The following is a 12,424-nucleotide window of genomic DNA, read 5'->3' as shown; positions in this document are numbered from 1 at the left end:
CTGTGTGAAGCGCTATCGCCCTATGGGATAGCCCAGCAAGCGCACCATCCCCGCACTCAATGCTGCAAGATCTTCGACAGAAAGTTGCGAGCGCGATCGGAGCGGGGCGCGCTGAAGAACTCTTCGGATTTCACGTCCTCGATGATTTCGCCGCCGTCCATGAACACGATGCGGTCGGCGACCTTACGGGCGAACCCCATCTCGTGGGTGACGCACATCATGGTCATGCCTTCGCCTGCCAGCTCCACCATCACATCCAGCACTTCGTTGACCATTTCCGGGTCCAGCGCCGAGGTGGGTTCATCGAACAGCATGGCGATGGGGTCCATGGCCAGGGCGCGGGCAATGGCGACTCGTTGCTGTTGGCCACCGGACAGCTGAATGGGGTACTTGTGCGCATGGGCCTTGAGGCCCACGCGCTCCAGGAGTGCCGTGCTCTTGCTGGTGGCGGTGGTGACATCGCGCTTGAGCACCTTGATCTGCGCCAGGTTGAGGTTCTCCACGATAGTCAGGTGCGGGAACAGCTCGAAATGCTGGAAGACCATACCCACTCGGGCGCGCAGTTTCGGCAGGTCGACACCGCGGCCGGTGACCGGTTGGCCGTCAATCGAGATCTGTCCTTCCTGCACCGGCTCCAAACCGTTCACGCACTTGATCAGGGTGCTCTTGCCCGAGCCGGATGGCCCGCACACGACCATCACCTCACCGCGCGACAGCTGGGTGGTGCAGTCTTTCAGGACCTGGAAATCGCCGTACCACTTGCTCAGGTTTTTCATCTGGATCATGCGGTTCTCTCCGTGCTTCTTTTCAGGCGTTTACTGAGCCGCGACAGCAGGTAGCAGATCACCAGGTACACCAGGGCCACGAACAGGTACAACTCCACCAGGCGTCCGTCGCGCTGGGCGAATTTGCTGGCTGCGCCGGTGAAGTCTGCGATCGACAGCACGTACACCAGCGAGGTGTCCTGAAACAGGATGATGGTCTGGGTCAGCAGCAACGGCAGCATGCGCCGCAGTGCCTGCGGCAGGATCACGTAGAGCATCGCTTGCGACGGGCGCAGGCCCAAGGCCTGGGCTGCCTGTTTCTGGCCGCCGGAAATACTCTGGATGCCGCCGCGGATGATTTCGCTGTAGTAGGCCGCCTCGAACATGCAGAACGTCACGAAGGCAGTCATCACTGGGCCTATCTGCACGGGGCGTTCGGTGTGGAAGGTCATCTGCAGCAGCAGCGGCATCAGAAAGTAGAACCAGAAGATCACCAGCACCAGCGGAATGCTGCGCATGACCGTGACGTAGCCCAGGGCGAAGCCACGCATCACGCGGTTGCCCGACAAGCGCATCAGTGCCAGCAGGGTGCCGACCACGATGCCCACGGACATCGCCACAAGCGTCAGCAACAAGGTGAACTTCAGGCCGTTCCACAGTGCGGGCATGGCTCGCACGATGACACTGGGGTCTAGATCGAACATGACTTACCTCGTCGCGCCGCGAACGGCCAGGGAGTTTTCGATACGACCCATGACGAACGTCATCAGCAGTGAAATGGCCACGTAGATCACCGTTGCCGCGGTAAAGGCTTCAAAGGTATTGAACGAGTATTCGCTGACGTTACGCGCCTGCGCGGTCAGCTCCATCAAGCCAATGGTCAACGCCACCGAAGAGTTTTTCAGGGTGTTGAGTGCCTCGGACGTCAGCGGCGGGAACACCACGCGGATCGCCTGCGGAAGCAGCACGTTCAAGTACATCTGGGTGGGCCGCAAGCCGAGCGCCAGGGCTGCGCCGCGCTGGCCGTAGGCAACCGACTCGATGCCCGCCTTGAACAGCTCGGAAAGCTTGGCCGAGGTGAACAGGGTCAGGGCCACCACGGCACTGAAGAAAGACGGGTAGGGCAGGTCTTGCTTGAGGTAGTCGCCCCAGGAGAGGGGTAGCAGTTCGGGGACCACGAAGAAGCAGATGAACATCTGCACCAGCAGTGGGATATTGCGGAACACCTCGGTATACAGGTTGCCCAGCCATACCAGCGGGCGCACCGTACTGGTACGCAACGTACCCACCAAGCCGCCAATCAGAAATGCCAGGGTGAACGCGAGGAGGGTGGTCGCCAGGGTCCAGCTCGTGCCGGTGACCAACCAATGCAAGTAAGAGGCGGATTCTCCGGGAGCGAAATCCCAGAACACGCTCCAGTTCCAGTTGTAATCCATGCCAACACCAACGTTCAGGGAGAAGCACTGCATGCAGCCAGGCGCACAGCGGCGCGGCGCATGTGCGCCGCGTCACTGCCTGGCGTGAAGGGGGCGGGTCAGACGCCGGTGTCGTTCGGGTTGGCGATGGCTTGCTTCAATGCATCGCTCATCGGCAAGTTGATCGTGGCGTTTTTCGGCGGGATCGGCTGCTGGAACCAAGTCGGGTACAGCGTATCGATCACACCAGTGCTGTACAGGTTGCGCAGCACATCGTCGGCGAAGGTCTTGAATTGAGGGTCGTTCTTGCGGATGCCGATGGCATAGGGTTCGGCTGACATCGGTTCAGGCAGCAAGGTGTAGGCGTCCGGGCTGCGGCTTTGCGCGATGGTTGCCATCAGCTGCACGTCGTCGTTGATATAGGCCACGGCGCGGCCGGTTTCCAGCATCAGGAAGGCTTCGCCGCCGTCCTTGGCGTTGAGGATTTTCAAGCCCAGCTGTTTTTCGCGGTCCAGTTTCTTGGTGATCCACTCGCCGCTGCCGCCGGTGATCACGACCACCGATTTGCCTTTCAGATCGGCCACGCTGTCGATGCCGGCGGTTTTCTTCACGGCGTATTTGGCGCTGGCGATGTAGCTGGTCAGCAGGAATCCGATCTGCTTCTGGCGCTCGACGGTGTTGGTGGTAACGCCGCACTCCATGTCGATGGTGCCATTGATCAACAACGGGGTACGGGTGGCCGCAACGACCGATACGTATTCGGTCTTGAGGTTGGGCTCACCGACCTTGACCTTGATCTGGTCGACGATTTTCTTGCACAGCTCGATGCTGTAGCCGATAGGCTGCTGGGCGTCGTTGAGATAGGAGAAAGGCAGCGACGCATCGCGGTAGCCCAGCGTGACAGTGCCCACTTCCTTGATCTTTTTCAGTGTACCGTTCAGTTCTTCAGCCTGCGCAGCGCTGGCGCCCAGGCAAACCGCGACAACCAGGGCAAGCAGCTGTTTCTTTTGATCGAGCATGTAGATCTCCGATGTTGTTATGGCAGCTTTGGCACAACGAAAAGCGATAGCGTCAGCGCAGGGCTGAAAGCGCTTCGCGAATGGCAACGACAGCTTTGGTTATCTGTTCGCGTGAAGTGGCAAATGACAGTCGGAAGTACCCTGGCATGCCGAACGCCGCGCCCGGCACGACGGCGACACCGGCGTGATCGAGCAGGTAGGCCGACAGTGCTACGTCGTCCTCGAGCACCTGGCCCTGCGCCGTGGTGCGGCCGAACAACTGGCTGCATTCCGGGAATGCATAGAACGCACCGGCCGGCGCGCTCAGGCGCAGGCCCGGGCATTGGCTCAGGCCGTCTACCAGCAGCTTGCCTCGCTGGGCGTATTCCCTGGCGCAACTGCTGACGAAATCCTGCGGGCCTTCGAGCGCTGCGCGGGACGCTTCCTGGCTGATGGCGCTCGCGCCGGAAGTGCTCTGTGACTGGATCTTGCTGATGGCGGCGATCAGACCTTTGGGCCCTGCGCCGTAGCCGATACGCCAGCCCGTCATGGCGTAGGCCTTGGCCACGCCGTTGATCAACAGGGTGCGTTCGCGCAGGTGCGGGCAGGCGCGGGCAAATGACACGAAAGGCTGGTCGGCGAGCAGCACGTGCTCGTAGATTTCATCGGACATCACCAGCACATTGGGGAAGTCCTCCAGCACTTTGCCCAGTGCCTGCAACTCGGTTTCAGAATAGATCGCCCCGCAGGGGTTGGACGGCGAGTTGAGAATCAGCCAGCGACTCTTGTCGTTCAACGCACTTTGCAGGGCCTGCGGCGTGAGCTTGAAGCCTGCATCGATGCCACAGGGAATGATCCGCACCACGCCGCCGTTCAAGGTGACGATGTCGGAGTACGACACCCAATAGGGCGCGGGTATGACCACTTCGTCGCCGGGTTCGAGCGTTGCAACGAAGGTGTTGTAGATCACCTGCTTGGCGCCGTTGCCGACGGTGATTTCGTCGACGCTATAAGCCAGGCCGTTATCACGCTGAAACTTGGCGACGATGGCTTTGCGCAAGGGCAGGGTGCCCTGCGGTGCCGTATAGCGAGTGTGCCCGTCGAGCATCGCCTGATGCGCGGCCTCGATGATATGCGCAGGGGTGTCGAAGTCGGGTTCGCCCAGACTCATGTCGACGATGTCGCGACCCTCACTGGACAACTGCTTGGCACGCATGGAGATGACCATGCTGGGAGACGAGGAGATTTGGCGGACGCGTTTGCTTTCAAAATTCATGAAAAACAGCCTTCCTTTGGTCGTGCGCCAGGGCCTTTAAGACATCCTGTCGTTCTAGTTGTAGGACGTAGTATGACACGGGCGGCGCCCTCTGCAATCGCTCAAATACCTAAAAGTTCAGTACGTTGAAAAGGGCGTTGCCACCGTCACGGGAAGCTCTCGAAGTTCGATTCGCGCAGTCTACGTATCGGTGTGCTTGATTCTTCTCGTTCTTCATTTGACCAACGCGTGCTCCGCGCGCACCGAGTTCATGAACGCCTGCATCGCTGACGACTGGATGCGATGGCGTCGGGTGATGAGCCCGAACGGTGGCAGGCGCGCTTCGAACTTTATTGGCAACACCGCCAGCAGATGCCGTCCGGGATAGTCCTCGACCACCGACACCGGGGTTACGCCGAGCATGTCGGTCTGCTGTACCAAGGACAGCAAGGTCATGATCGAAGTGGTTTCGACGATGCTGCTGGGGATGTCCACGCGCGCGTTGTGAAACACCTGATTGATGATCGAACGCATCGGGCTGGGGTGTTGTTGCAACACCCAGGTCATGTTCTGCAACTCGGCCCAACTCAGCTGTTTCTCCTTGGACAAAGGATGTTGTGCGCCGGCGATCACACACAGGGCTTCCTCACCCAGGCTGTCGAACAGCAGTTCTTCAGCCCTGGCGCCGGCCGGAATCCGCCCCAGCACGATGTCCAGTTGATCCTGCAACAGCGCCTGCACCAGCACGTCACTGGTGTCGACCTGAATGCTCATCGACAGGCGAGGGTGGCTTTGTTTCAAGGTGGCGATGGTGCGGGTCAACAAGCCCGAGGCCAGTGCCGGAATCGCACCCACGGCGACCCGGCCGAGGTTGCCGGATTCCAGCGCCACCAGCTCCTCGCGCATGCCGCTCAATTCAGCGAAGACCATGCGCGCGTAGTAAGTGACGGTTTCACCGAACGGCGTAGGGCGCATGCCGCGCGGCAGGCGCTCGAAGAGTTCGACACCGAGCAGATCCTCGGCCTCGTGCAGCATCTTGGTCGCGGCGGGTTGGGTCATGCCGATGTGATCGGCAGCGCGGCGCAGTGAACCGAATTCCTGCAGCGTCAGCATCAGCCGCAGTTGGCGCAGGCGCAGGCGGCCGTGGATCACGTTGGCATCGGGAATTCGGGTCATGGGCCGGGCTCGCGAGAATGAACTGCGGCAAGCCTGACAACAAATGCCAGGCGTTGCCAGCACGGCGTGTCACAGCACCGATTTTGCCTTCGGCAGTGGGGATTTGCGCAGGCCCAGCACGGTTTGCAGCGCCTTGGAGATCAGCGGCCAGAACAGCATCAGCAGAGCCGCCGTGGTCAAGCCACCCACCAACGGGTTGGACCAGAAGATACCGATGTGACCGTCGGAGAACAGCATCGACTGCCGGAACGCATCTTCCGCCTTGTCGCCCAACACCGCTGCCAGCACCAGCGGCGCAATCGGGTAGCCCAGTTTCTTGAACAGGTAACCCAGGGCGCCGAAGCCCAGCATCAACACCACGTCGAAGAACGAGTTGTGCACCGAGTACGCACCGATGGCGCAGACCATGATGATGATTGGCGCGATGATCGAGAACGGAATGCGCAGGATCGAAGCGAACAGCGGCACGGTGGCCAGCACCACGATCAGACTCACCACGTTGCCCAGGTACATGCTCGCAATCAACCCCCAGACAAAGTCATGCTGCTCGACGAACAGCGTTGGTCCGGGGTGAAGGCCCCAGATCATCAGGCCACCGAGCATCACTGCCGCGGTTGCCGAGCCGGGAATGCCCAGGGTCAGCATCGGCAGCAGCGCGCTGGTGCCTGCCGCGTGATCGGCGGTTTCCGGGGCGATCACGCCTTCGAGTTCACCCTTGCCGAAATTCTCGCGGTTCTTCGAGAAGCGCCGCGCCAGGCTGTAGCTCATGAACGAGGCGGCCGTCGGCCCGCCCGGGGTGATGCCCATCCAGCAACCCACCAGGGTGCTGCGCACGATCGTCCACCAGTACCGCGGCAACTTGGCCCAGGTGCGCAGGATGACCATCGGTGTGATGCGCGCATGTTCGCCGCGGAACACCAGGCCTTCCTCGACGGTGCAGAGAATCTCGCCGATGCCAAACAGACCGATCACCGCCACTTCGAAACTGACCCCGGTCATCAGGATCGGTTGGTCGAACGTCAGGCGCAGGTTGCCGGACACCGTGTCCATGCCGACGGCGGCCATGGCGAAGCCGATCATCATCGCCACCACGGTTTTCAGCGGTGGATTCTTGCTCATGCCGATGAACGTGCAGAACGCCAGCAGATACACCGCAAAGAACTCCGGCGAACTGAAGGACATGGCGAACTCGGCGATGCGTGTCGACAGGAACGTCAGCAGCAAGACACCTGCGAGGGCACCGATCAGCGCCGAGCTGAACGCGGCGGTCAGTGCTTCGGCAGCACGGCCTTCGCGGGCCATCGGGTAGCCGTCGAAGGTGGTCGCCACCGAGGACGGCTCGCCGGGTATGTTGAACAGAATCGAGGTGATCGAGCCACCGAACAGCGCACCCCAGTACATGCACGACAGCAGAATGATCGCCGACACCGGCGACATGGTGAATGTCAGCGGCAGCAGCAACGCCACGCCGTTGGGCGCGCCGAGACCGGGCAACACCCCCACCAGAATACCCAGCAGCACGCCGATCACCATCAGGCCGATGTGGCCCGGGGTCAGGATCAGGTTCATGCCCTGCAACAAGGAATCGAATTCGCTCATTTGAAATATCTCACGGTCTGGGCAATCCATTCGCCCAACGGACCGCCATCCAGCGGGACCTTGAACCACAGCGCAAAGATCAGGTAGCTGGCGAGCACTGCACCGAGGGAGATGCCTGCGATCTTCCATTTGCTGTAGGGCGTGGCGCGTGCCTTGTCACTCCACATGAACCAGGCAATGAAGCAGGCCGATGACACATAGATGCCTACCAGCGGCATCGCACCGACGAACAACGCAATCGGAATGAACACCGACAGCACTTGCGCAAAGGCGCTGCGGCTGACGAACGCAATACTCAGGGCTTTCCAGCGCACCAGGGTCAACACGCCGTTGCCCAGGCTGGCGGCGCTGAGCAGCAGGCCAATGTAGAAGGGGAAGTAACCCGGCTCAGGGCCGGAGTCGCCCCAGCCGATACCCTGTTCGACGCTGCCGAACATCACCACCACGCCTATCAGCGTGGTGAAGAGTGTCAGGCCAAGTTCGACCCAGCGGGTGCCGACCAGCGCCGGTGAATCCGAAGAATGGGACATGAAACACCTCCAGCAGATGACGACCGTCCGTAGGCGGACGGCCGCAGGCGACTCAGTTTTTCAGCCAGCCGGCTTCCTTGAACACCGGTGTCACGCGGGCGGTGTCTTTTTCGATGTAGGCGGTCAGCGGCTCGCCTTCGAGGAAGGTCGGTACCAATGCGTTCTGCTTGACGTAGGCCTTGAACTCCGGCGTCTCGGTGACTTTGCGCATCAGTTCGACATAGAACGCGCGCTGTTCGGCAGTGACGTCGCCTGGCATGAACACGGTGCGCGGGAAGCGATATTGATCGATGCCCAGGCCTTGTTCGTAACAGGTCGGCACGTCGGCCCAGGATTTGTCGCCGGCCACTTTGTCGGTGTAGGTCATGCGTTCTTTACTGAACACGCAGAGCGGCTCGATCTGATCGCCGCGCCATTGGCTGATGCTTTCGCTGGGGTTGTTGACGTTGGCGGCGATGTGCTTGCCGGCCAGTTGGGTCGCGGCTTCGCTGCCACTCTTGAACGGGATGTAGACCAGCTTGCTGTTGTTGGTCTGGTTCAGCAGCAAGGTCAATGTCTGGTCGACATCCTTGGATTGGCTGCCGCCCATGCGCATTTTCGCAGGGTCAGCCTGGGCCGCCTGGTAGAAGCCTTTGGCGTCTTTCCATGGCGCGTCCTTGTAGCTCCACAGAATGAAGTCATCCTCGGCGACGGCCGCCACAGGGGTCAGTTCCTGCCATTGGTAACCGAGCTTGGCCACCAGCGGCAGCAGGTAGATGTTATTGGTGCCGATCACCAGTTTTTCCGGATCGCCCTTGTTCATCTTCAGGTCGAGAAACGCTTCGGCACCGTTGCCGCCGCCCTTGTTGAGGACGATGGTGTTGACGTCGAGCAGCTTGTGCGTGGAGATGATCGATTGAATCAGGCGACCCAACTGGTCGGTGCCGCCACCTGGGCCCCCCGCGACGACGATTTCGACATTCTTGTCCGGTTGCCAGGCCGCCGTGGCGAGCGCTGGAAGAGCGCCGGCAGCGGCCAGGGAGCAGCCGAGCATGAGAAGGGATGTGCGACGGACGAATGCATTTCGCATGGAAAGAGCCTCGTTTTCTTGTAGTTGTTATAAGTGACTTGTCTGAGCGGTCGAACCGCAAGCCTGGAGTGAGTGTGGGAAGGTGCAGGCTCCGCGTCTAGTCAAAACAATACATACACCGATAACCAGGGGTTATAGCTAGCCTCTCAGGAAGCCACGCAGCAGGGTGTAAGTGCCGGTCCAGAGCCATTTCATAAGAAACTCCGGCTCGCTGCAACCCATCCGCAGACACGCAAAAACCCCGTTGAGATAACTCCAGGCTATCGCTCTATTCCAAGTTTTGATTGGACGGTTATCGGGGAGCCTTCGATAGTGCACACCAACGCCGTGTTTTGCGGTGGATTGCACCCAGAAGAACGATCAATCAAAAGAACAATAAATCACCAATGAGGTGCGCCATGGCCGAGCTGTGGAACGGTCCGATCATCGATGCTCACCATCATTTCTGGGATCCTTCGATCAACCCCCATCCGTGGCTGGCAGCCGATGCCAGTGTCGCGTTCCGCTACGGCGATTACAGCGCGATCAAACGCAGCTACCTGCCCGACGATTACCTCGCCGATACCGGTACTCACCAGGTCGTGCAGACGGTGTTCATCGAATCGGAATGGGACCCGCAGGATCCGGTGGGCGAAACCCGCTTCGTCGAACAACTCGCCCGCCGCTACGGTTTGCCCAATGCGATCGTCGCGCAAGCCTGGCTGGATCATCCCGAGGCCGCCGCCGTACTGGCCGAGCAAGCCTCCTACAAATGCGTGCGCAGTGTGCGCCACAAGCCTGGAGGCCCGACCACACGTGCCCAGGTCGGGCGCGTGCGCAGCCTGATGAGCGACGAGCGTTGGCGGCGCAATTATGCCGCGCTGCAGGGGCTGGGCCTGCATTTCGACCTGCAGACGCCGTGGTGGAATCTGCATGAGGCGGAATGGCTGGCGCGGGATTTTCCGGGCACCACGCTGATTCTCAACCATGCGGGCTTGCCCGATGATCGCAGCGCCGAAGGCCTGGCCGCTTGGCGCCTGGCTATGGCGCGGCTGGCCGAGTGGCCGAACGTGCAGGTGAAGGTGTCAGGCCTCGGCCAGCTGCGCCAGGCGTGGCGGGCCAAGGACAACGCCTGGATCGTGCGCGAGGTCATCGCGATGTTCGGCACCCACCGCGTGATGTTCGCCAGCAATTTTCCGGTAGACAGCCTGTGTGGCTCGTTCGACGTCATCTACAACGGTTTCAAATCCATCGTTGCCGATCTGCCCCTGGCCGATCAGGAACGTTTGTTCTACAGCAATGCGCAGCGCGTCTATCGCTGCGAGCCGGGCACCCTTGACCGGACACGGCCTGAACCCTTGAGGAGTGAAGCATGAACAAGACATCCATCGCCATGGTCCTTGGCGACCCGGCGGGCATTGGCCCGGAGCTGATCGCACGGCTGCTCGCCGAGCCCTCGGTGCGCGGCCAGGCCAACGTGATCCTGATCGCCGACGAAGCGGAAATGCAGCGCGGCATGCGCATCGCCGGAATGGAATTTCCCTACCGCCGCGTGGAGTCGCTCGAGCAGTTGTCGTTCGTCGATGACACGCCGCTGTTGTATGACTTCCGCGGCGACACGCTCGGCGAGTTCGCCCGCAGTGAAGCCAGTGTCATCGGCGGTCGCTACAGCCTCGACACCCTTGAACAGGCGTTGCGCTTGACCGAAGCCGGCACTACCAACGCCGTGCTGTTCGGCCCGTTGAACAAGACCTCGCTGCACATGGCCGGCATGGCCCACAGCGATGAGCTGCACTGGTTCGCCGAGCTGCTGGGCTTCGCTGGGCCGTTCTGCGAATTCAACGTGCTCGACAATCTGTGGACCTCGCGCGTGACCTCGCACGTTGCCCTGGCCGACGTGCCGGGTCTGCTGTCGCAGACCAGGGTGATCGAAGCGATTCAGCTGATCGACACCGCGCTCAAGCGCAGCGGCCTGGCAACACCGCGTATCGGCGTGTGTGGGCTGAACCCGCACAACGGCGACAACGGCTCGTTCGGTCGCGAAGAGCTGGACATCATCGGGCCGGCAGTGCGTTCGGCCCAGGCCATGGGCATCGCCGCGGAAGGCCCGTATCCGGGCGACACGATCTTCCTCAAGGTCCAGGGCGATGCCAGTGCCTTCGACGCGGTGGTCACGATGTACCACGACCAAGGGCAGATCGCGATCAAACTGATGGGCTTCTCCCGCGGCGTGACGGTGCAGGGCGGCTTGCCGATCCCGATCACCACCCCGGCCCACGGCACCGCATTCGATATTGCCGGGCAGGGCAAAGCCAACGTCGGCGCCATTCGCCAAGCGTTCGAAATTGCCTGCCGGATGGGCGGGCAACAGCTACTGAACACAACTCGACAATTACAAGAAATCGGCAGCGCAAGGAATCTGAATCCATGAAAATCAAAGCCATCCGTACCCGCGTTTTCGAGTGGAAAGGCAAAGTCGTTCCGCCCCAGGCGCACTTCTGCACCAACGCCAGTGACATTCTGTTCGAGCGCGGCGACGCCATGGGCTCGTTCCGTTTCCACGGCTGGCTGGTTGTGGAAGTTGAGACCGACACCGGTCTGGTCGGCATCGGTAACTGCGCCCTGGCGCCACGTGTGGCCAAGGAAATCATCGACACCTATCTGGCGCCGATCGCCATAGGTGAAGACCCGTTCGACAACGAATACATCTGGCAGAAAATGTACCGCCAGAGCCACGCCTGGGGCCGCAAGGGCATTGGCATGGCGGCGATCTCGGCAATCGACATCGCGATCTGGGACATCATGGGCAAGGCGGTCAACAAACCGGTGTTCAAGCTGCTGGGTGGCCGTACCAAGGAAAAGATCTGGACCTACGCCTCCAAACTCTACGCCAATGACAACCTCGATCTGTTCCTCGAAGAGGCCCAGGGCTATTTGAATCAGGGGTTCACTGCGCTGAAAATGCGTTTCGGCTATGGCCCGAAAGACGGCCCGGCCGGCATGCGCAAGAACATCGAACAAGTGCGCGCCCTGCGTGAACTGGCCGGCCCCGACGTCGACATCATGCTCGAGTGCTACATGGGCTGGACCCTGGAATACGCCCGACGCATGCTGCCCAAGCTCGCCGAGTTCGAACCGCGCTGGCTCGAAGAACCGGTCATTGCCGACGACATCGAAGGCTACATCGAGCTGAAGAAGATGGGCATCATGCCGATCTCCGGCGGTGAGCACGAATTCACTTCCTACGGTTTCAAGGACTTGCTCGAACGCCGTGCCATCGACGTGATCCAGTACGACACCAACCGTGTCGGTGGCATCACCGCTGCCCGCAAGATCAACGCCATGGCCGAAGCCTGGTCGGTGCCCGTCATCCCGCACGCTGGGCAAATGCACAACTATCACCTGACCATGTCGACCACGGCGTCGCCGATGGCCGAGTTCTTCCCGGTGTTCGACGTCGAGGTCGGCAATGAACTCTTCTATTACGTGTTCAAGGGCGAGCCCCAACCGGTCAACGGCTACATCCAGCTCGACGACAACACCCCGGGTCTGGGCCTGGAAATCTCCGATGAATACCTGAGCGACTTCAACATCATCGAGTGACCCTTTGGCGCCGCTTGCGGGCGGCGCCAACCATGA

General features: G+C 61.0%; 12 protein-coding genes. 3 read left to right on the top strand and 9 right to left on the bottom strand.

Features of this window, described 5'->3' with window-relative positions; genetic code table 11:
- Positions 1-56: 56 nt before the first annotated feature.
- From IFT57_RS19715 to IFT57_RS19675, 9 genes are all read right to left on the bottom strand, one after another.
- Positions 57-785 (bottom strand): amino acid ABC transporter ATP-binding protein, encoded by a 729-nt coding sequence (locus IFT57_RS19715; protein WP_192152396.1) that lies wholly within the window; start codon positions 783-785, stop codon positions 57-59.
- Positions 782-1,468 carry an amino acid ABC transporter permease gene (locus IFT57_RS19710; protein WP_122713884.1) on the bottom strand — a complete coding sequence of 229 codons (687 nt, stop codon included), beginning with the start codon at positions 1,466-1,468 and terminating at the stop codon, positions 782-784. The genes IFT57_RS19715 and IFT57_RS19710 overlap by 4 nt, the downstream gene beginning before the upstream one ends.
- 3 nt (positions 1,469-1,471) lie before the next feature.
- Positions 1,472-2,200 carry an amino acid ABC transporter permease gene (locus IFT57_RS19705; protein ID WP_192152395.1) on the bottom strand — a complete coding sequence of 243 codons (729 nt, stop codon included), beginning with the start codon at positions 2,198-2,200 and terminating at the stop codon, positions 1,472-1,474.
- A 98-nt stretch (positions 2,201-2,298) separates the two neighbouring features.
- Positions 2,299-3,198: a transporter substrate-binding domain-containing protein gene (locus tag IFT57_RS19700; protein ID WP_192152394.1), complete on the bottom strand. Its 900-nt coding sequence runs from the start codon at positions 3,196-3,198 to the stop codon at positions 2,299-2,301.
- Positions 3,199-3,250: 52 nt separating this feature from the next.
- Complete coding sequence (locus IFT57_RS19695; protein ID WP_192152393.1) at positions 3,251-4,453, bottom strand: pyridoxal phosphate-dependent aminotransferase; 1,203 nt, start codon at positions 4,451-4,453, stop codon at positions 3,251-3,253.
- 213 nt (positions 4,454-4,666) lie between these two features.
- Positions 4,667-5,608, bottom strand: a complete 942-nt coding sequence (locus IFT57_RS19690) for a LysR family transcriptional regulator (protein WP_122476272.1) — start codon at positions 5,606-5,608, stop codon at positions 4,667-4,669.
- Positions 5,609-5,677: 69 nt separating this feature from the next.
- Positions 5,678-7,207, bottom strand: coding sequence for a tripartite tricarboxylate transporter permease (locus IFT57_RS19685; RefSeq protein WP_192152392.1), 1,530 nt, complete (start codon positions 7,205-7,207; stop codon positions 5,678-5,680).
- The gene (locus IFT57_RS19680; protein ID WP_122713879.1) at positions 7,204-7,737 is read right to left on the bottom strand and encodes a tripartite tricarboxylate transporter TctB family protein; all 534 of its coding nucleotides are present in this window, start codon (positions 7,735-7,737) and stop codon (positions 7,204-7,206) included. Before IFT57_RS19680 ends, IFT57_RS19685 begins: the two co-directional genes overlap by 4 nt.
- 52 nt (positions 7,738-7,789) lie before the next feature.
- Positions 7,790-8,806: a tripartite tricarboxylate transporter substrate binding protein gene (locus IFT57_RS19675; RefSeq protein WP_192152391.1), complete on the bottom strand. Its 1,017-nt coding sequence runs from the start codon at positions 8,804-8,806 to the stop codon at positions 7,790-7,792.
- A gap of 398 nt (positions 8,807-9,204) precedes the next feature.
- Between IFT57_RS19675 and IFT57_RS19670 the strand changes: the two genes are divergently transcribed.
- The 3 genes from IFT57_RS19670 to IFT57_RS19660 are packed head-to-tail and all read left to right on the top strand — an operon-like array spanning position 9,205 to position 12,388.
- Positions 9,205-10,161 (top strand): amidohydrolase family protein, encoded by a 957-nt coding sequence (locus tag IFT57_RS19670; protein ID WP_192152390.1) that lies wholly within the window; start codon positions 9,205-9,207, stop codon positions 10,159-10,161.
- Positions 10,158-11,216 carry a 4-hydroxythreonine-4-phosphate dehydrogenase PdxA gene (locus IFT57_RS19665; protein WP_192152389.1) on the top strand — a complete coding sequence of 353 codons (1,059 nt, stop codon included), beginning with the start codon at positions 10,158-10,160 and terminating at the stop codon, positions 11,214-11,216. Before IFT57_RS19670 ends, IFT57_RS19665 begins: the two co-directional genes overlap by 4 nt.
- A complete protein-coding gene (locus IFT57_RS19660; RefSeq protein ID WP_122476260.1) occupies positions 11,213-12,388 on the top strand; it encodes an L-rhamnonate dehydratase in 1,176 nt (391 codons plus the stop codon). The genes IFT57_RS19665 and IFT57_RS19660 overlap by 4 nt, the downstream gene beginning before the upstream one ends.
- Positions 12,389-12,424 lie beyond the last annotated feature (36 nt).

It is taken from the genome of Pseudomonas sp. CFBP 13719, from assembly GCF_014842095.1.
In the GTDB taxonomy this organism is placed as follows: Bacteria; Pseudomonadota; Gammaproteobacteria; order Pseudomonadales; family Pseudomonadaceae; genus Aquipseudomonas.
This window is presented reverse-complemented; position numbering and strand designations above follow the sequence as displayed.

Coding starts and splice junctions, on each gene's coding strand:
- IFT57_RS19715 (WP_192152396.1), bottom strand. CDS start 785: ATGATCCAGATGAAAAACCTGAGCAAGTGGTACGGCGATTTCCAGGTC.
- IFT57_RS19710 (WP_122713884.1), bottom strand. CDS start 1,468: ATGTTCGATCTAGACCCCAGTGTCATCGTGCGAGCCATGCCCGCACTG.
- IFT57_RS19705 (WP_192152395.1), bottom strand. CDS start 2,200: ATGGATTACAACTGGAACTGGAGCGTGTTCTGGGATTTCGCTCCCGGA.
- IFT57_RS19700 (WP_192152394.1), bottom strand. CDS start 3,198: ATGCTCGATCAAAAGAAACAGCTGCTTGCCCTGGTTGTCGCGGTTTGC.
- IFT57_RS19695 (WP_192152393.1), bottom strand. CDS start 4,453: ATGAATTTTGAAAGCAAACGCGTCCGCCAAATCTCCTCGTCTCCCAGC.
- IFT57_RS19690 (WP_122476272.1), bottom strand. CDS start 5,608: ATGACCCGAATTCCCGATGCCAACGTGATCCACGGCCGCCTGCGCCTG.
- IFT57_RS19685 (WP_192152392.1), bottom strand. CDS start 7,207: ATGAGCGAATTCGATTCCTTGTTGCAGGGCATGAACCTGATCCTGACC.
- IFT57_RS19680 (WP_122713879.1), bottom strand. CDS start 7,737: ATGTCCCATTCTTCGGATTCACCGGCGCTGGTCGGCACCCGCTGGGTC.
- IFT57_RS19675 (WP_192152391.1), bottom strand. CDS start 8,806: ATGCGAAATGCATTCGTCCGTCGCACATCCCTTCTCATGCTCGGCTGC.
- IFT57_RS19670 (WP_192152390.1), top strand. CDS start 9,205: ATGGCCGAGCTGTGGAACGGTCCGATCATCGATGCTCACCATCATTTC.
- IFT57_RS19665 (WP_192152389.1), top strand. CDS start 10,158: ATGAACAAGACATCCATCGCCATGGTCCTTGGCGACCCGGCGGGCATT.
- IFT57_RS19660 (WP_122476260.1), top strand. CDS start 11,213: ATGAAAATCAAAGCCATCCGTACCCGCGTTTTCGAGTGGAAAGGCAAA.